The 19,413-nt window shown below is 42.1% G+C and carries 21 protein-coding genes; 15 read left to right on the top strand and 6 right to left on the bottom strand.

Features of this window, described 5'->3' with window-relative positions; all coding sequences use genetic code 11:
- Positions 1-134: 134 nt before the first annotated feature.
- Positions 135-716 (top strand): undecaprenyl-diphosphatase, encoded by a 582-nt coding sequence (locus tag NST39_RS08995; RefSeq protein WP_341027997.1) that lies wholly within the window; start codon positions 135-137, stop codon positions 714-716.
- Positions 717-768: 52 nt separating this feature from the next.
- On the opposite strand, the gene NST39_RS09000 is transcribed toward NST39_RS08995, so the two are convergent.
- Entirely contained in the window at positions 769-1,140 is a 372-nt protein-coding gene (locus NST39_RS09000) for an iron chaperone (RefSeq protein WP_003212353.1), read from the bottom strand.
- 482 nt (positions 1,141-1,622) lie between these two features.
- Complete coding sequence (locus tag NST39_RS09005; RefSeq protein ID WP_034660753.1) at positions 1,623-1,868, bottom strand: hypothetical protein; 246 nt, start codon at positions 1,866-1,868, stop codon at positions 1,623-1,625.
- A gap of 446 nt (positions 1,869-2,314) precedes the next feature.
- Here NST39_RS09005 and NST39_RS09010 point away from each other — a divergent pair, with 446 nt between their 5' ends.
- From NST39_RS09010 to NST39_RS09030, 5 genes are all read left to right on the top strand, one after another.
- Entirely contained in the window at positions 2,315-2,968 is a 654-nt protein-coding gene (locus tag NST39_RS09010; protein ID WP_065097342.1) for a CotZ-related putative spore coat protein, read from the top strand.
- Positions 2,969-3,042: 74 nt separating this feature from the next.
- Complete coding sequence (locus NST39_RS09015; protein ID WP_044141644.1) at positions 3,043-3,387, top strand: DUF3992 domain-containing protein; 345 nt, start codon at positions 3,043-3,045, stop codon at positions 3,385-3,387.
- A gap of 77 nt (positions 3,388-3,464) precedes the next feature.
- Positions 3,465-4,487 (top strand): BclA C-terminal domain-containing protein, encoded by a 1,023-nt coding sequence (locus NST39_RS09020; protein WP_341028002.1) that lies wholly within the window; start codon positions 3,465-3,467, stop codon positions 4,485-4,487.
- A 171-nt stretch (positions 4,488-4,658) separates the two neighbouring features.
- Complete coding sequence (locus tag NST39_RS09025) at positions 4,659-5,771, top strand: response regulator aspartate phosphatase (RefSeq protein ID WP_341028005.1); 1,113 nt, start codon at positions 4,659-4,661, stop codon at positions 5,769-5,771.
- A 456-nt stretch (positions 5,772-6,227) separates the two neighbouring features.
- A complete protein-coding gene (locus NST39_RS09030; RefSeq protein WP_044141425.1) occupies positions 6,228-6,446 on the top strand; it encodes a hypothetical protein in 219 nt (72 codons plus the stop codon).
- 40 nt (positions 6,447-6,486) lie between these two features.
- On the opposite strand, the gene NST39_RS09035 is transcribed toward NST39_RS09030, so the two are convergent.
- Both NST39_RS09035 and NST39_RS09040 read right to left on the bottom strand, forming a co-directional pair.
- Entirely contained in the window at positions 6,487-7,182 is a 696-nt protein-coding gene (locus NST39_RS09035) for a YoaK family protein (RefSeq protein WP_341028008.1), read from the bottom strand.
- 34 nt (positions 7,183-7,216) lie between these two features.
- On the bottom strand, positions 7,217-9,082 hold the full coding sequence (locus NST39_RS09040; RefSeq protein WP_341028011.1) for a DNA ligase D: 1,866 nt from the start codon (positions 9,080-9,082) through the stop codon (positions 7,217-7,219).
- Between the two features lie 115 nt (positions 9,083-9,197).
- On the opposite strand from NST39_RS09040, the gene ku reads away from it, so the two are divergent.
- Positions 9,198-10,046, top strand: a complete 849-nt coding sequence (gene ku, locus NST39_RS09045) for a non-homologous end joining protein Ku (protein WP_341028013.1) — start codon at positions 9,198-9,200, stop codon at positions 10,044-10,046.
- Positions 10,047-10,189: 143 nt separating this feature from the next.
- Here ku and NST39_RS09050 read toward each other — a convergent pair whose 3' ends face one another.
- On the bottom strand, positions 10,190-10,633 hold the full coding sequence (locus NST39_RS09050; RefSeq protein WP_268486140.1) for a DUF2188 domain-containing protein: 444 nt from the start codon (positions 10,631-10,633) through the stop codon (positions 10,190-10,192).
- A 160-nt stretch (positions 10,634-10,793) separates the two neighbouring features.
- Between NST39_RS09050 and NST39_RS09055 the strand changes: the two genes are divergently transcribed.
- From NST39_RS09055 to NST39_RS09085, 7 genes are all read left to right on the top strand, one after another.
- On the top strand, positions 10,794-11,267 hold the full coding sequence (locus NST39_RS09055; RefSeq protein WP_081277103.1) for a VOC family protein: 474 nt from the start codon (positions 10,794-10,796) through the stop codon (positions 11,265-11,267).
- 48 nt (positions 11,268-11,315) lie between these two features.
- A complete protein-coding gene (locus tag NST39_RS09060; protein WP_065097348.1) occupies positions 11,316-11,729 on the top strand; it encodes an Rrf2 family transcriptional regulator in 414 nt (137 codons plus the stop codon).
- A 131-nt stretch (positions 11,730-11,860) separates the two neighbouring features.
- Positions 11,861-12,712, top strand: a complete 852-nt coding sequence (locus tag NST39_RS09065; protein ID WP_341028017.1) for an SDR family oxidoreductase — start codon at positions 11,861-11,863, stop codon at positions 12,710-12,712.
- 190 nt (positions 12,713-12,902) lie between these two features.
- A complete protein-coding gene (locus NST39_RS09070; RefSeq protein ID WP_065097351.1) occupies positions 12,903-13,619 on the top strand; it encodes a (Fe-S)-binding protein in 717 nt (238 codons plus the stop codon).
- 21 nt (positions 13,620-13,640) lie between these two features.
- Positions 13,641-15,062: a LutB/LldF family L-lactate oxidation iron-sulfur protein gene (locus tag NST39_RS09075; protein WP_341028018.1), complete on the top strand. Its 1,422-nt coding sequence runs from the start codon at positions 13,641-13,643 to the stop codon at positions 15,060-15,062.
- The gene (locus NST39_RS09080) at positions 15,062-15,784 is read left to right on the top strand and encodes a LutC/YkgG family protein (RefSeq protein ID WP_065097353.1); all 723 of its coding nucleotides are present in this window, start codon (positions 15,062-15,064) and stop codon (positions 15,782-15,784) included. The genes NST39_RS09075 and NST39_RS09080 overlap by 1 nt, the downstream gene beginning before the upstream one ends.
- Positions 15,785-15,928: 144 nt before the next feature.
- Positions 15,929-16,825, top strand: a complete 897-nt coding sequence (locus NST39_RS09085; protein WP_341028021.1) for a DMT family transporter — start codon at positions 15,929-15,931, stop codon at positions 16,823-16,825.
- Between the two features lie 11 nt (positions 16,826-16,836).
- Here NST39_RS09085 and NST39_RS09090 read toward each other — a convergent pair whose 3' ends face one another.
- Entirely contained in the window at positions 16,837-17,028 is a 192-nt protein-coding gene (locus NST39_RS09090) for a hypothetical protein (protein ID WP_217012490.1), read from the bottom strand.
- A gap of 110 nt (positions 17,029-17,138) precedes the next feature.
- Between NST39_RS09090 and NST39_RS09095 the strand changes: the two genes are divergently transcribed.
- Positions 17,139-19,355, top strand: coding sequence for an RNA ligase (locus NST39_RS09095; RefSeq protein ID WP_265209066.1), 2,217 nt, complete (start codon positions 17,139-17,141; stop codon positions 19,353-19,355).
- Positions 19,356-19,413 lie beyond the last annotated feature (58 nt).

Consider the following 19,413-nt stretch of genomic DNA (forward strand, 5'->3'; position numbering starts at 1 on the left):
GTAAGTAAATGATGTCAGTGACAGCAAAGTGACAAACATGTCATATGGTTCCATGGTTTGTTCGTTCAATCGATGGAAGAGTCATCTTATTTCAATTATCCTTGTCATAAATCGAGGAAAAGGAATGAAATGAGATGCAGGGATATAATGAAGATTTATTTAGGTGGGTGAATCAGCTCAGTATCGATCATGGTTATTTGAATCCGATATTCATTGGACTAGCTGAATATACTGTGCTGTTAGCAGCGCTCACGTGTCTGTTCATATGGTTTCAAAATCGAAGTAGAACCAATAGGGGGATGGTTGTATCTGCCGGACTTACTTTCATATTGGCAGAGTTAATGGGGAAAATCGCAGGAATTTTTTATTACAACCAGCAGCCCTTTGCCGAAATGAGTCATGTCAATCTTTTGATTCAAAAGGAAGTGAATAACTCTTTTCCGAGTGATCATACCATCTTTATTTTTTCTGTATGTCTGATCTTTTGGCTTTTTCACAAACGCCATGTTTATTGGCTGATCATAGCGTGCGCTGTTGGTTTTTCAAGGATTTGGGTAGGTGTCCATTATCCATTTGATGTCTTAGCAGGGGCTGTCATAGCGAGTTTAACAGCGGTCGCTGTTGTCTATTTGCCGATATGCCAAAGGAGCGTGAATACCATTTTGTCATGTTATGAGTGGCTTGAGCAGAAAATTGTAAGGAAGAGAACAAAATAACATGTTGCAGCAAAATGCCCCGATCTGTTAATGGCTCAGATCGGGGTACTTTTTATTTTCGCCAAAACGTTGAACAATCCGCCTTGTCTTCGATATTAAATTCGATGATTTTCTTTAGGAGAGGATAATCAACTGGCAAGCTTTCCTTCATGCGAAACATCTTTTTTCCATGATCGTAACCCGCTTGTACAATGTCAGCTGAAAAGTGATCAATTCCTTTACCTTCTGGTGCGACAGAAATGTGATGTTTTGCCACGCTAAACCCAATAATAAATGTGCCATGGTCTGTGAACATGGGCTGATTCCAAGCAATTTTTGGCTCTAATTGAGGGAATGTGTCTAATATCCATTGTAAAATGTCTTGCGTGCGCTGCTTCAGCTCTGGATTACCGATATTGCCAACATATTCTTCAAACACATGCATGATGTTTTATCCTCCAATTTCATCGACCTCATAAGCCTCAGACGGGATTCGAACCCGCACTCCTTTCGTAAGCATAGGCTAGGGGCAACACGCTTCCCTACGGAATTTCACCAACAGGAATTTCGCCTGTCTCAGCTAGTGTGCTTTTCGGTGCTTCTGAAACCCTTGCCTTGCGACCCGCCAGCTACAATTTGTTTTACGGCGCTCTTCCCTTCTAGAGCTACTGAGGCGCGGAAGTTAATTGATCATATGATATATAGTAAAATGCTAATAGGGGTATTGTAAAGAAAAATAAAAAGGAAGAGATGATCTTCAAACTAACCATTAAAAGATAAAAAATGAAATCAGTATGAGTGAAAGATTGTATACATGTTTAAAAAAGCCTTACCTAAACCTATCTTACGCTCTCAATGAGGTTTTATATAAAGCTCCCGTTTATAGTAAAAAACGACCCCGAAATTGGAAGTCGTTTTGTGAAAGTTTTATTTTGAAACAAAGCATTTTCCGTTAGATAATACTTCGCATTTCACAAGGAAATAACTGTTGCTACTTGTCCAAACTTGAGTGTAACTGACCCCATTTTGTTTAATTAATACGTAGTCCCACTGATCAGGATAAGCATCTCTGACCCACTCTAACGGAGCAGCACTTGCAGTATTCATAGAAAATAACATGGTTGCTGAAAAGGCGATAGATAATACAGCTTTTTTTAATGTTGATTTTTTCAAACAAAACAACTCCTTAATAGTAATTTACCTATTATTTGTAAATAGGTTGATTCAATAGTATCAAAGAGAAAGAGTATTTTGTGTCGAAATTTGTAAAAATACCTTAAATTTACCTATTTTTATAAGGTGATCATTTTCACAATTTATGAATAACCTTTTAACTCCTTTATAGGCGTATTAATTTGGCTTTTTATTTAGGAATAGCTGGCATCGTTTTTGGCGGAGCATGACAGAAAACCGGCGTAATATCCCAAGATTCAATAGGAAAATGACAACTTCTAAGTAACTTTTCGTTCAGTACATTTTGCGGTTAGTTCCCTGGTGACTTTTCCAGTCCCTAATCTTTAGGCGAATTGCACAAAATAGTCAAAGACACATATGATAAAAGACCATATGGATTTGTATACAGCATTGAATTGGGCTGATGGAAAGTGACAAACCTGTTGATGAGTAAACTGAAAGAGATCAATAATCAAACAAAAAATGAAGGCTTTACTCACAAACGTTCAATAAGTTCTCCTTTTTTGCTCATCATGGAAGATGGGGAACCTTTCTACTCATGGGTGTTCTTTGAAAGAAGTGTGTTTAAGACTTGCTATTTTTCTTTGATTTCCATCAATGAAGAACAGAATTGTGTGGTGTTAGAGCTTCTTGTTCCGTGCTGCATGCGATCGACGTGCTGTCAGAAAGTTTTATATCGATCCAGTTCAAAGATCCTTGTTGATCTTTCTTTTTTATGCGGAATGATTGAAACAGAATTGCCAGTCTATGATGCGTTCATTTTAAAGAACATAGAGCCTCACCACCTCCTTCTTGATTTTTCAACATCGCCCAGTGCGGTTGAAATCTGGCGGAATGGAACAAAATTACCAAATGCAGCAACAGTGGTTTTGCATCATCGTGATGATCAAGATGTGCCAGTTTCTATCACGATTCAAACGAAAAAAGCATGTCATGATATATGTGTTCAAAAAGGAGAAAGTCGATCGATTACTGTAAAAGATATGATGTTGATTTTAAATCATCAAACCGCTGAAAAGGTGCAAGCACGCTTAGATATTCAATTGAACATGGTACAAAGGAAAAAAATAAGGCTTTGAGTCTGGGGTAATCGCACAATCTTCGTAGATCACTAGATCATAGTCTATCAAGAATAGGTTAAAGGAGGGTTAAAATGGCTATTTTAGGCGGGTGTAGTAATGAGCAAACAGGTTTTGTGAATGATGCGGTATGCTTCACAGTCGATTTAGCAGCAGCAGCGGATCCAGTTATCGTCTGGACGGATGGAACACCATTTGTCATAAACGGGACCATTATGGTGGAAAACAACGGAATCGTGGCTGTAGCTCCAACTGTGACATTAGAGGTCAACGGTGCGGCTGTTCCAGATTTCACTGTACCCCCAGGAGAGAGTCGATCCATTACGCTAAGTGATCTTAACTCCATTGGGATTGTAGCTACTGGTGGGACCTCGACTGGAAGTATTGTCGTTTCTTTTTCTCTCAATTATCAGTATTAGTGTGTATGTCTTGAAGATTCCACAGTTTGAAAGAAGTGAGAGGCATGTGTGCCCAGCTTAATATGTGTGGAGGAATAATGGGTCCGACCGGCCCGACCGGATCAACGGGCTCAACTGGAGTAACCGGCGCAACCGGATCAACAGGTCCAACGGGCTCAACTGGAGTAACCGGCGCAACCGGGTCAACGGGTCCAACGGGCGTAACCGGATCAACAGGTCCAACGGGCTCAACTGGAGTAACCGGCGCAACCGGGTCAACGGGCCCAACAGGTGTAACCGGCCTGACCGGATCAACAGGTCCAACGGGCTCAACTGGAGTAACCGGCGCAACCGGGTCAACGGGTCCAACGGGCGTAACCGGCCCGACCGGATCAACGGGCTCAACTGGAGTAACCGGCGCAACCGGGTCAACGGGTCCAACGGGCGTAACCGGCCTGACCGGATCAACAGGTCCAACGGGCTCAACTGGAGTAACCGGGTCAACGGGTCCAACGGGCGTAACCGGCCTGACCGGGTCAACGGGTCCAACGGGTGTAACAGGCCCGACCGGAGTAACAGGTTCATCAGGCCCAACTGGAGTAACCGGCGCAACCGGATCAACGGGCCCAACGGGTGTAACAGGCCCGACCGGAGTAACAGGTCCAACGGGAGTAACCGGCCTGACCGGATCAACCGGCCCAACCGGCCCAATTGTAACCGCTAACTCAATGTACGCGTCTAATACGTCGGGAAGTACAGTGCTTGTTGTCTTAGGCGGGGCAGCGGTTTCTTTGCCTAATAATCAGAGTTTAGATGGTTTTACAGCTAGTAGTGGAAATACGATTTTTACAGTGCCAGTCTCGGGTCGCTATTTCATCACATATCAAGTGAACACAAGTGTAGCGCTGCTTGCTGGAACAAGGCTGGTTAACAGCGGATCTGCCATTCCTGGTTCTATATTAACACCCGCTTTATCGGCATCTACCTACAACGTATCACTCATTACAACACTTGCAGCAGGTAACCAAATTTCTCTCCAAATTTTCGGTTTAGTCGCAACAGTGGTGTTACTTGGGGGAGGGTCTGTTGGAGCGGCACTTACCATCATACGATTAGAATAATGAAAAAAGCCCCCAAAAAGGGCTTTTTTCATTTTTTCAAAGGAAACGGTTATTGAAGATTCAAGTGATTCATATTAAAATGATCTCAAATGGACTAATTAGCAATTGCTAATAGAAGTTCCATATTTAGTGAAATCATGTCATGTAGCTGAAGGTGATTGGGGGTGTAGAATGAGCAAAGTTCCTGTTGCGGAATTGGCATCACTATTAAATGACTGGAACATGGAAATCAAAAAAGATCATGCAGATGAGGCAGAACGGCTATTTGCTAAAGCGAAACAAGCAGTAGAGGAAATTGACGATGCGGACATCCTTATGTACTATTCTCTTCTTGAAAAGAGGCATCACATTCTCATGTACAATTTAAGAGGTCAAAAGGGCAGTGTTTCAACGAAAAGTATAGAAGGTCTTCACGGGAAAAAAGAGGATGACTTATCTAACCGCCTTGCCTATTATTTCGATTTTTATGAGGGTGTGTATGAGCAGCACCAAGGAAATTATGAGGTAGCATTGCAAATGTATCAAAGTGCTGAAAAGCTCTTAGATAAAATTCCAAGTGAGATAGAACGAGCTGATTTTGATTTTAAGGTGGCTTGGCTTTACTATCGTCTTAGTCATATTATGCTCTCATTAAGCTATATTCGCAGAGCCCTCCACGTCTATAAACGTCACAAACAGTATGAAAGAAGAACGGCACTTTCATACTCTCTCGTTGCAGCGAATCTAACAGAGATCGGCCGGTACGAAGAGGCACTTGAGAATTATCGTCTGGCGGAAGAGGTTTTGACAAGCGAGCAGGATGACTTTATGCTGGCTCAGCATCACCACAATGTGGCTATTTTATATTCATTTTGGAACAAACCGAAAGAATCAATACGTCATCTTGAAAAAGCGCTGTCCCATCAAGAGTATTATGATTCAGATTTCTTTTTCCATTCTACGTATCTGATCAGCCGGGAACTCTGTGTGATTGGTGAAAAGCAGCGTGCAAGCCAATATATAGAGGCTGCATATGCCAAAATAAAAGATGCTTCTCATGAAGTGTTTCAGCTCAAAATAGGCATCGTACATGATCTTTACTTAACAAATGCGCCACAAAGATTTCAGCAAATTGATGAGAAATTAAGAAAGTTAGAAGAGAAGAATGAATATCATGAAGTAAAAGAGCTTTCACATTTTGCGGCAAAATATTGTGAAAAGCAAGCACTTTTTGAGAAGTCTGTTTTTTACTTGAACAAAAGTTTAGAAGCGGATTTACATATGAAAAGAATGGGGTTGATTTAAGATGAAAACAGGATTAAAAGTATTATTCGTTGTAGGTTTAGCTATCGCTGCGTCTGTTCTAACTCAAAACGTTGCGGGTTCATTCGAAGTAGCAGAAAAAATCATTGGTGGTTAATCACTAATCCATATCTCGCCCTTGTTGATGATCGTCAGCAAGGGTTTTTTGTTTAAATAGGCTCTTCTTATTAAACGCTACAAGAGCGTTTAATAAGAAGAATTCGCAACAAAGGGGGTGTGCAAATTTGTTACCTGCCCCATTATTCTAAATAAACATAGGGCAGAGCAACAAGTTAAAAAGGTCACCTTTCTTTGCTTAATTTAATTTTTTGCAGGACTTTTCATTCAAATTTTATCAGATTGGTCTATTGTACATAGAATTGAAAGAAAAAGTGTGAACACCGCTCCGTTTGTCATGCATATGATGAGATGAAGTGTATCTAGAAGGTAGGTGATTGTATGGATCCACGGGTGTATGGAGGCTTTCACGGCGGCGGTTTTAGTGGAGGAGCAGTGGGCCCTCATATCGGCTTTGGCGGGTATTATGTGAGCCCTGGTGTGTTCTCTGGTTTAGGCGGTTTCCCTGGATACGGTGGATTCGGGACTTTTTCTGGATATCCGTATGGCTCCACGTTCATTATGGGGCGTCCTCCTGGTTTTTATGTAAGAAGTTATTAGTGTTTCATTACAGTGATTGAAATAGCCATCTAACGATTGGCTATTTCAATTGATGAAAGTGCTTAAATGCAGCAGTTATCACAATGACTCCCAGGATAGAGATAGGCAGCCAAATGATGATAAACGGATCGTATGCATCAGTGTATGCCGCTAAAGCAGCACCTAGGCAGTAAAAGACAATAGAGCCTATTCGCATGAAACTGACATGCTGAATGGGAGCTGTTCTTTTTTCCCGATGTGAAATGCGCTGAGCCAAATCCTCAAATAGGTTGGCGAGTGTATTCGTTAGAACCGTTGTGGAAATGCCAGCCACATTTAATTTGCGGGCGGCCGCTGTCTGTAGGCCCATGGCCATACTTAAAAGGATAATCAGCATAAAATAAGCACCTTGTGTATAAGGAAAAATGGTCATGAGAGCAAATAGAAGCAGTATCAGGACTTCTATGATAAAGATACGTGTAACGGCTTTTGGCCAAAACGTTTTCTCATTCTTTCCGCCTATCACAACAGCAAGTAAAACCCCTAAAACAAATCCACTCAGTGCGGTGATGGAATGAAGGGCAGTAAGCTGTAAGGAGCTTCCTGCTGCAATGCCAAGCAGCACAATATTACCTGTCATATTGGCTGTAAATACATGGCCTAAGCTCAAATAGCCAATCACATCCACAATACCTGCTGCAAGGCACAAGAAAATAAGTGCTATATTTCGAAATGAATGTGCGGTCAAAATGGTCATCCCTTTCTTACTCTCTAATGAATAAGTGTAACGCTTAATGACCGCGTATGTCCATCTTATGTGCCGGGATAATGTCCTCAAGCCGGTGCAAAATTTGTCTGAAAGTGTCATCATTTACAAGGTGCCTCATGCGGCGGAATGGATCGCCTTTTTCCTTTAGACGCTCTATCACAGTTGGCATGGTAAACAAAGAAGGGTGAAGTCCATCTTGATGAAGTTCGTCCCATTCAAGCGGTGTCGCTACAAGTCCAAGCTCATTTCCTCTTGGTGAATAGGGCGCAATGATTGTTTTTCCAGCATCGTGCTGAATATAGTCTAAATACAAGCGATTGCCGCGTTTTTTCTTAAGACGTTCCAGAGTAAATAGCTCAGGTGCTTGTTCACATAAAAATTGGCATATAAACGCGGTAAATGTTCTCGTTTCTTCGTATGTGAAGGCATTTTTCTTTAATGGAATATACACTTGTAGTCCTTTACCACCGCTTGTTTTAATAAAGGCTGTGAGAAAGAGGCCGTCTAAAAGCGTTTTGATTCGCTTGGCAGCTTCTATCGCTAGATGAAACTCGTTAACAGACGGCGGGTCTAAATCAAAGACGATTTCGACCGGCCGGTTCGTATCCCTTGTTTCAAAGGGAATATGAAATTCCATTGCAAGCTGGTTGCCAAGCCAAAGAAGCGTCTGAGGGTCATTACAGACCGTGTAAGCAATATCATCAGCTTGATCGGTCAACACATAATCTGGCGCATAATCAGGTGTCGACTTTTGATAAAAGAATTCATCCCCGGCGCCATGAGGAAACCGAATTAAAGTCAGCCGTCTTTCACGTAAAAAGGGCAAGAGATAGGGAGCTGCTTGTCTCAAATAAAGTAAGTAATCTGCCTTGTTCAGATGAAGAGCTGGCACAATCGGTTTTTCAGGATGAGTGATGTCAATCACAGCAGGGAGCGGATATAGCTGTTTGAGCATTTGCTGAAACGTACACGTCGCTGGATCAGTATCTAGTAAAAAGGAAGAAAAACGCGGCTCTCTTAAGGCGGACCCATCAAAGGAGATACAAGCAATGCTCGCGACGATAGAAGGAGGGATTTCATATCTTGATGCCCCTGCCTTCTTGCCTTTTGTTTGAAAGAGCCTACGAAGCGTTTGTTCTTCTTCTTTAGAAAATCCATGCTTGAATTGGACAACCTCGGTGAGTTGACGATCTTGATAAATACAGCCTTGAAAGTAGCCATTTTCTTTATCAAAATGAGTCACTATGACAGAGACATATCGCCAGTTTTTGATTTTCAACCATTCTTTTGACCGGGTATTGTCGTGCCATTTACTCGACCCTTTTTTCGCAACGAGTCCTTCTGCTAAATACGTCGTCATCAGCTTTTTCATATGTTCAGGATTTGTGTCTGTATGAATGAGTTGAAGAAGGGAAGGGTGCTCAAGCTGTACAGATGGCGGAAGTTTTGCTGCTTGGAAAACTTGCTGTAACTGTTTTTTCCTTTCCATCAACGGTAAATCAATTAGAGATTGCCCTTTGCATCTTAATAGATCAAATGCGATCAAATGACATGGAAACCGCTCAGCCTGCAGCTTTATAGCCTCTTTGTTTTTCAGCCTGCCTCTTTGCTGAACCCTCGCAAAATCGCTTTGCTGTTCATCCAGTAAAAAGACCAATTCCCCGTCAAACGTCAGAGGTAAAAAAAGAGCAAACTGATCCCTTAATTGTTCGCACTGTTCAATCACCTCAGGAAACTGTTCGTTTAATCGTTTTCCGGCTCTGCTTTCTAAATGAATTTTGTTTTGATCCCACGTCAGAATGACTCGAAAGCCGTCATATTTTAATTCATACACCCAGTCTGCACCGGTAGGAACATCATGTGCAGCCGTTAATCGCATAGGTTTCATTTGTGCTGTCACTTCCTCATATGATGTGTTCTTAGAGTGGGATGAAATTTTCATTCACATACATAAGTCTAACGAAAACATTGCATAGTAAGGAGAAAAGAACGGAGGCGACGCGATGCATACAGTTTGGAAAGGCGGCATTAGCTTTGGACTAGTCAATATTCCAGTGAAGCTGTTTACCGCTACAGAGAACAAAGACATTAAATTAAGGCAGCTGCATAAAGAGTGTCACACGCCCATTAACTATAAAAAGGTTTGTACCAACTGCGGGGAAGAGGTGGCACCAGAACAAATTGTAAAAGCGTACGAGTATGCGAAAAATAAATTCATTGAATTAGACGAGGAAGAGCTTGAAAAACTGCGAAAAGAAAATGAAGAAAAAGCCGTGGAAATCATTGATTTTGTGAAAATAGAAGAGATTGATCCAATCTATTATGAAAGAAGTTACTTTTTATCACCAGATACCGGCGGAGCGAAGGCTTATTCATTATTAAGAAAAGCTTTAGAGGAATCGGGGAAAATTGGTGTGGCAAAGATTATGATTCGCTCAAAGGAGCAATTAGCAATTGTTAGGTGCTATGAACATATTTTGCTGATGGAAACCATTCATTTCCCTGATGAAATTAGACAGGTATCAGATGTACCGAATATCCCCCAAGAGGAAAACATTGTGAAAAAGGAGTTAGATACAGCGCTTCTTTTAATCGAGCAATTAACCACAACTTTTGATCCAGCTGCCTATCAGGATGAATACAGAGAACAGCTGATGAATTTAATTGGAGATAAAATATCTGGAGAACATACAGTTCAGCCAGAAACGACAGGTAAAAAAGATCCTGCATCCAATGTGACCGATTTAATGGCGGCTCTTCAGGCTTCAATCGACCGATCAAAACCAGCCAAAGCGAAAAAGGCAGCACCTAAAAAAAGAAAAGCACCAGCTAAAAAAGAAAAGAATGCATAAGAAAAGACCGCTTTCGAGCGGGCTCTTTCTTCTTTTCAGCGTGATAGAAAACCTTTGAAGTCTAGGAAGAACGAGCACCGGAGCGCAGACCTGACAACGAATGCGAGGGTTTGCCTACACGCTGAGACTGCTTACGGGCGATCTTATTGCGGTTTTAACACGTCCTGAATGTTCCCATCTTTTCTATGGATAACAACAGAAGTCCCTTTATTAGATGCAATCTCCTTTGCCCGGTCAATTGCTTCTTGTTTCGTTTCTTTGATCTCACTTACTCGTTTTGCTTTCTCTGTTTGAACCGCCCAGCCTTCTTCATGTTTGACGACATGCTGCGCATGATCCATGAGCTCTGGTCTTGCGGAGCTGCTGTCTTTAGATGGCGTGACAGAACCATGAGCTGAGAAATTCTCGATCTCTTTCTCCGTTGCGTTCTTTTTCCATTCTTTCGCTTGACTGATCGCAATTGGTATGGCTCTACTTTCGTCATAGCCTTCCTGTATCATTTTGTTCGCAATCTCAAGCGCTTTTTTTCGAATGATGTGATCTAACGATTGAAATGAAGCCGGATAATCATTCATCGTCCAAGGCATATGAAACGCTCCTTTCTTTTATTTGAACACCTTCCCCCATCTGCAATGGATCAAACATCTCATTCTTCTCAAACCAATGAAGGGGAGAAAATACATCATTTTGCTGAGGTGTAATTTCATTAAATCCCGCAGAATAGAAGGTAGAAAAGGAGTGATTTTGATGATGATAAAAGGTTTGTATGAAGCCCATTTACCTGTGAGTGACTTGAAGGCGTCTATTGCGTTTTATGAAAAATTGGAATTGACACTTGCTCACGAAAATGAACGAGTTGCTTTTTTATGGATTGAGAAAGGTAAGAGCTGGCTTGGCTTGTGGAAAGTAGATATCAATGACTTCCCGTACCATCCTTCGACCCGGCACGTTGCTTTTCAAATTACAACGTCTAGTATCGAACAAATCAAGGATTGGCTGGTTGAAAAAGGCATCGGCATTCACCCAATGTTCGGCTTTTCAGAAGAGAAGCAGCCTTTAGTTCTAGATAACCCGCCGCAATTTCATGCAGCGATCTATTTTCTTGACCCAGATGGAAATCTGCTTGAATGCATTGCACCGCTAGAGCTTGATACAGGAGAAGACTACGATATCATGACATATGAGGACTGGGATCGAAAGAAAAATCCGTTTATTGATTGACAAAACCACTCATTGTAACTATATTGATTACAACGGTGGTGAAAGATTGTGAAACAAATTAGCAGCAGGTATCCGATTGCTGTTCATATTTTGTCATTTATTGCAGGTGTTCAAAAAGAGTGTACAGGGGATTTTATTGCAGAAAGTGTGAATTCAAATCCAGCCATTGTTCGAAAAATGATGGCAATGCTCAAACGGGCGGGTCTCATTGAGATACGCCGCGGAGTAGGCGGTGCTTATTTAAAAATACCGGCAGAGGACATCACGCTGTTAGATGTGTACCGCGCTGTCGATGTAAGCGAGGATGAAGAATTGTTTAACTTCCATCAGCCAGTCATCGCATGTCCGATTGGTCAAGCGATGGATACAAGACTGAGAAGTGAACTAAAAGAAGCTCAAGCGGCGCTTGAAAATCACCTCAAACAAGTGACCATCCAGCAATTGTTGACAGAGTCAGAATAAAAGAAGCTCAGGCTGAACTTGTGCTTTTTTTACACCAATTGTTGTAATCGAAATGGTTATAACGAATAAACGGATACGTAAAGGTGTACCAAAACATCACCGTGAATCACAAAATGAGGAGGTCAAACATTATGAAGTTATTAGTAACAGGCGCAACAGGACAGCTTGGATCGCTCATCGTCCAGCATTTACTTAAAAAGGTACCAGCTGAACAAATTGCGGTGAGTGTTCGAAATCCGCAAAAGGCAGCACATTTGAAGGAAGCTGGGGTGGATGTACGCCACGGAGACTTTACTCAGCCAGACACCCTTAAGGCAGCCTTTCAAGGCATTGACCGCCTTTTGATCATTTCAACTGCGGATGGTGACCGCGTGCAGCAACATACGGCTGCCATCCAAGTGGCGAAAGCAGCTGGTGTATCTTTTATTGCTTATACTAGCGTTGTGAATGCAAGAGAGAGTCAGCTTGTCCTTGCACATGACCACGCAAAAACTGAAGAAGCCATTGTGGCCTCTGGCATTCCTCATGTGTTTCTAAGAAACAATTGGTATGTAGAAAATGAAAAAGATACGATACTAGCAGCCGTTAGCGGCGCACCATATTTAAGTCCAATTGGTGATGGCAAGGTTGGCTGGGCAACAAGAAATGACTACGCAGAAGCGGCCGCAAATGCGTTAACACTTTCTAAACATGACAAGGAGAAATATGAACTGTCAGGACCTCTTCGGACGCATACTGAACTTGCTCGCATTGTCAGTGAAGTGAGCGGAAAAGAGATCAAAGTGGAGCAAATTGATGTCGACACATTTGGGGAATTTTTAGCTTCTAATGGTGTACCAAAAGAAGCTGTGCCATTTGTCAAAGCCATTCAAAGCGGAATTCGCGATGGTGCCTTAGCCATTGAAAGCGATGATTTCGAAACCTTATTAGGCCGCCCCTTAACACCTATCAAAGAAAGAATTCATGAAATGATTTCAAAATAAATTTTCTCAAACGTCCTATCAAAAGGGCGTTTTTTTCATTCATCCACACGAGCCATAATGTCCAAATTTAGACAAATCACTTCGTTGAAATTTCAGAAATTTGGGATTAAAATGAAAATAAGGTCTGTTATTTCGTCATCAGATGACCAAATTGATGAATCAAATTGCAGCAAAGAAAGGAAGTTCGCCGATGAAAGTCCATTTATTCGTTACCTGTTTAATTGACACCATCCAGCCAAATGTAGGAAAGGCCACAGTGGAAGTATTAGAAAGGCTCGGTGTAGAAGTGGAATTTCCAGAGGCACAAGTGTGCTGCGGACAGCCAGCCTTTAACAGCGGCTATGCAAAAGAAACCATTAAAGCAGCAAAAAACATGATCAAAGCCTTTGAATCAGCTGAATATGTCGTGACGCCGTCAGGTTCTTGTAAGGCGATGTTTTTAGAATATCCTCAACTTTTAAAAGAAGATCCAGTGTGGTCAGCAAAAGCTGAGGCACTTGCTGAGAAAACATATGAATTAACAGAGTTTATTGTTGATATATTACACGTCACAGATGTAGGGGCGAGCCTGAAAGGAAACGTAACCTATCACACATCCTGTCATATGACGAGACTGCTGCGAATTAAGGAAGCCCCTTTCACACTGTTGTCAAATGTCAAAGATTTGACGATGACACCATTGCCGCGCGCAGAAAATTGCTGCGGATTTGGAGGAACCTTTTCAATAAAAATGACACCTATTTCTGAACAAATGGTCGATGAGAAAGTCCAAAGCATAGAGGAGACAGACGCCGAATACATCATTGGTGCTGACTGCGGCTGCCTGCTCAATATTGGCGGGAGACTGAATCGTCTTGATAAACCCATTCAAGTGATGCATATCGCAGAGGTATTAAATAGCCGCTGACTTTAAGAGGGGGAACGGCACATGAGTATGAAAATTGGAGAGAAGGCCTTTAAAGAACGAATCGGGGAAGGATTAGAAGATACGGTCATGAGAGGGGCTGTTTCCTCAGCGCAGGAACGCCTGTATGAAAGGCGGCTATCTGCGAGCGAAGAGCTTGGCAACTGGGAAAAGTGGCGAGAACTTGGCGAGGAAATCAGGCAGCATACGCTGAAGCATCTCGATGACTACTTATACCAACTAAGTGAAAGCGTTAGTGCACGCGGGGGACATGTCTTTTTTGCAAAAACAAAGGAAGAAGCATCGGCGTATATTCAACATGTGGCACAGAAAAAGGCGGCCAAAAAGATCGTTAAATCAAAATCAATGGTCACAGAAGAAATTGAAATGAATCAAGCGCTTGAAGAGATCGGCTGTGACGTGGTGGAAAGCGATCTTGGTGAGTATATTCTGCAAGTAAATGATCATGAACCTCCTTCACATATTGTGGCACCTGCTCTTCATATGACGAAAGAACAAATACGAGAAGTCTTTCACGAAAAGCTCGGATATGAGATGTCAGAGACACCTGAAGATATGACGAGTTTTGTGAGAGCCATCTTACGTGAAAAGTTCCTCGAAGCAGATATTGGTGTCACCGGCTGTAATTTTGCTGTCGCCAATACAGGTTCCATTTGCCTTGTGACAAATGAAGGGAATGCCGATCTTGTTACGGCTATACCGAAGACACATATCGCCGTTATGGGCATGGAACGGATTGTTCCAACGATGGAGGAGCTGGATGTCCTTGTTGGTCTTTTGTGCAGAAGTGCAGTCGGTCAGAAATTAACGAGTTACATTTCTGTCGTCGGACCAAAAGGAGAAGAAGAAGTGGATGGACCAGAAGAATTTCACTTGGTCATTGTGGACAACGGGCGGTCCAATATATTAGGTACTGCCTTTCAGCCTGTTCTCCAATGTATCCGGTGCGCAGCCTGCATCAATGTGTGCCCAGTTTACCGGCATGTGGGCGGACATTCATACGGATCGATTTACCCGGGGCCAATTGGCGCTGTTCTTTCGCCGCTTCTCGGCGGCTATGATGACTACCAAGAGCTCCCCTTTGCATCTAGTCTTTGCGCGGCCTGCACAGATGCTTGTCCAGTAAAGATCCCGCTTCACGAGTTATTAATAAAACATCGACAAGTCATCGTTGAAAAAGAGGGGCGAGCGCCTAAAGCTGAAATGATGGCGATGAAAATGTTCGGAATGGGCGCATCGACTCCCGGGATGTATCAATTCGGAACAAAAGCAGCTCCTGTATTGATGAATCGTATGGCTTCAAACGGACAGATTTCAAAAGGAATAGGTCCTTTAAAGAATTGGACAGATATTCGTGACCTGCCAGCTCCAAGTAAAGAAAGATTCAGGGATTGGTTTAAAAAGAGACAGAAGGAGGAGCAGTGATGAAGGGAACCATTTCTCACCGAGAGTCGTTTTTAGCTCATATCCGTAAGCAATTAGGGAAGGATTCCTCCCCGTCTGCATCTATTCAGCGTCCAGCTTGGAAGCATCAAGTTCAGTGGGAAACAAACGGACTTTTGTCTAAAGAAGAGCTAGTCGAGCAACTGAAGAAGCAATGTCAACGAATTCACACAAGAGTGGTCGAAACAACACCACAGGAAGCGCCCTCTGTATTACGATCATTGATGACAGAGTATGGAGAGGGTTCTGTGATGACATCGGGCGATCATCGTTTTGAACAATATGGATTTTATCCGATGTTTGACAGCTTGCAGCACGAAGGATTCGCAGTCACCAGCTGGAATGCTGAGGCTTCAAGGGAAGAAAATATCAGGCTGGCAGAACAAGCAGCGTATTCGGTTGTATTCAGTGATTACACTTTAGCAGAATCAGGGACAGTTGTCCTTTCATCCCATCAGGGCCAAGGAAGAGCGCTCCATTTTTTACCGATGATGTATATCGTGTGTATCGAAAAAAGCACGGTGGTTCCGCGGATGATTCAGGCTGTTTCGGCTCTTAATCGCTCGGTAGAAGAGGGAGAGCAGGCGAAAGGTGCGATTCATTTCATATCAGGTCCGAGTAACTCTGCGGATATTGAGATGAATTTAGTGGTAGGTGTTCATGGTCCAGTTCGGGCCGTTTATCTATTGATAGATGATGAGTAGGGCTTTCGAGATGAAAGCCTTTTTTTCATGCAAAAAAGCTCACACAAGTTTTAAAATCATCTTGCCTCTAGCGGATTGGACATAGTAAGATGACGACATACAAGATGAACTTCTCATCTACTGCTGATGTAAAGGAAGCTGCTTATGGACATGAAGTCAACTGCTCAAAAGAAATCAATTGCACTACCTCTTGTGATTTCAATTATTGCCATTTCGTTTTCTGCTATTATTGTGAAATGGTCAAATGCACCTGCTGCTATTTTAAGCATGTATCGAATGATCTTTGCCGCGGTTTTTATGCTGCCTCGAAAAAAAGAATTTCTCTCGATTCAGCGAAGAGACTGGTTTTTCTTATGTATGTCAGGTTTCTTTTTAGGACTCCATTTTGTGTTGTGGTTTGGCTCACTAAAGCTGACGACTGTGGCAAGCTCTACTATTATCATCGCTCTTCAGCCGATGGTCTCCTTATTAGGTGGCTTTCTCATTTTCCGTGAACGAACGACGCTGCCTGCACTTTTAACGATGTGTGCCGCAATTGTTGGTGCACTTATGATTGGGTGGGGAGACATAGGTCATAGCCAGGAAGCCATCCTAGGAGATATTTTATCCTTTTTAAGTGTAATCGCGGTTGTTTGTTATTTATTAATAGGTCAACAGGCTGTCAGAAAGATATCTCATTGGATTTATAGTTTTTGTGTGTTTGGTTTTGCCAGTCTTTTTTTAATTTTATTCAATTGGATTCAGCAAACTCCTTTTACAGGCTATCCAGGTAAAGAGTGGGGAATCTTTTTATTGCTTGCGATCATCCCCACCATGTCTCATGTCATTAATAATTGGCTTTTAACCTATGTCAATGCCACAACCATTTCAATGAGTATCCTTGGCGAACCTGTTGGAGCCACGATTCTTGCTGTATGGCTGCTTGGAGAAAAAGTCACGCTGCTCCAAATGTGTGGCGGTTTTCTTGTCCTTTTAGGCGTCTTTTTCTTTTTGATGCAGCAGCGGCAAGGGATTGTGATGAAACAAAAAAAATCCGGTTAAATTCCGGATTTTTACTCTTTTAAATCGTTTTTTTCAATCACTTTGTTCAATCTTTCCTCAACCTTCTTCAATTCCATTCGTTTTCTTCTGATCATTCGAAAAGCAATGACAATGATCGTCACGATAGCAGCAATGAATAGAAGAGAGAACACCTGAAATAGAAGATCACCCATGTTAAATGCCATATTCTCCCCATTAGGCATACGTAAAACCTCCCTTTCTATCTATATATTACCATAATCGATAAAAGATTGAGATTTATCCATCATTTATCTATAATAGGTAAAATATCACTTATTAAAGGAGAACCAATATGAGAACTTTAGTCCTTTTACGAGGTCTCCCAGGGGTAGGGAAATCAACTTGGATCAAAGCCCAAGGCTTAGAGCCTTACACGTTATCAGCGGATCAGATTCGTCTTTTGACCCAGCCTCCGCAGTTATCTGTCAATGGGAAACCAGAAATTTCAAGCAAACATGACCACAAAGTCTGGTCTTTATTATTTGAATTGCTTACAGCACGTATGGAACGCGGAGACTTTACTGTGATTGATGCGACACATATTTCAAGCAAATCGATATCTCAATATAAATCGCTGGCCACATCGTATCGTTATAGGGTGTATGTCGTCGATTTCACGCAGGTGCCGCTTGAAACAGCTCTATTGCAAAATCGCTCACGGGAAGCTCACAAAGTTGTGCGGGAGTCTGTTTTATATCAAATGAATGAGCGGCTAAAAACAGAAAAGGTCCCGTCATGGGTGACTGTCTTGCAGCCTGAGGAATATCCACAAGTGATGACCTATCAGCCTCGATCCTTCGATCAATATGAGGCCATTCATGTTTTTGGAGATATTCACGGCTGTCATACCGCTCTGACCACCTATTTGCAAGGAGATATTAAAGAAAATGAACTTTATATCTTTGCAGGTGATTTACTTGATAGAGGTATAGAAAACAAGGAAGTATTAGAATGGATGCTCGCACATAGAGAATGCCGGAATGTCATCGTGATTGAGGGTAATCATGATCAGCATTTATACCGGTTTGCACATGGTGAAAAAGTAAGAAGCAATATGTTTAACCGGCATACTGCACCTGAAATCGAAGCAGCAGACTTTGATTTAAAAGAAGTACGGAAGTTTGTCAGAACATTTCATCAGCTTACTTATTTTACGTACCATGACAAGACATTTCTTGTTACCCACGGGGGGCTTGCTCATTTGCCAGAAGAGCTTCTGCATGTCTCAACACAGCAGCTCATTCACGGTGTAGGTGAATATTCAGATGACATTGATCACTTGTTTGTTCAAAATACTGCTGGATTAGATGTCATTCAAATTCACGGGCATCGCAATTTATACAGGCTGCCTACTCAAGCAGCGGAAAGGTCTTATAATCTAGAAGGCCAGGTTGAATTCGGGGGACAGCTGAGGGTGATGAAAATCACAGCTGACGGGATTGAGACTCATGAAATTGACAACCCAATCTATAGAGCTTCTGAGAAAAAACCATCAGCCGCTATTCAACCAGATATCTCACTAGATGACTTTTTAGCTCACTTAGATCAACATGAATATGTACAGGAATTAAAGCTTCCGCACCACATTTCATCTTTTAATTTTACGAAAAAAGCGTTTAGTGAACGGCAGTGGGATGATGTGAATGTGAAGGCAAGAGGTTTGTTTGTCAATATGGTGTCAAAGCAGATTGTTTCAAGAAGCTACAACAAATTTTTTAACATTGATGAGCGTCCGGAGACAAAAATGCATCATTTAGTGAACCACCTTCAATTTCCTGTCACCGTCTATGATAAAGCAAATGGATATTTAGGGACGGTTGGGTATAACGAAATGGAAGATGAATTGGTGTTTACGTCCAAATCGTATACATCTCATGTGAAGCAAAATCAGCATGCTTCCTGGGTCGAAGAGTTATTCTATCAGACCTTCGGAGACGTGCAGGTCGACTACATCAAATCATACGTACGTGACCACAATGCATCTCTTGTGTTTGAAGTCATTTTGCCAGAGAAAGACCCGCATATTATCACATATGATCATGATCAACTCATTTTGCTCGATATAGTGAAGCGTCAGCTAAGCTATGAAAAGGCACCATTTACTGAAGTGAAAAGAGTAAGCGAACAGCTTGGAATATCCAGCAAGCAGGAAGTGGCTGTGTTCCATAATTGGACGTCTTTTTATAAATGGTATCAGGCCGTTTCTCATGACGACTCGATCAAAGAAGAGGGATATGTCATTGAGGATGATCGCGGCTTTATGACTAAGCTCAAGCTTCCTTATTATCAATTCTGGAAGCAGATGCGCGCGATCAAACAGCGCGTTGCAGAGAAGCATTCCACGCAAAAATATATGCAGGCATTACAAACAGCGGAGCAAGCTAGATTTTATACGTGGCTTCTTGAGCAAGATGCCAATGCTGTCAGAAATAGCTCCATTATTGAGCTGCGCTCACAATTTGAGCAAAGCGATGCTGCCGAGTTGAATAATGATGGAATAAATGCATAGTCTAAAAAGGAGTCTTTTCTAAAGAAAAGGCTTTTTTTGATGCAATTGAAAGGTGGAC

Source organism: Bacillus sp. FSL W8-0645 (assembly GCF_038007905.1).
Classification (GTDB): Bacteria; Bacillota; Bacilli; order Bacillales; family Bacillaceae; genus Bacillus; species Bacillus pumilus.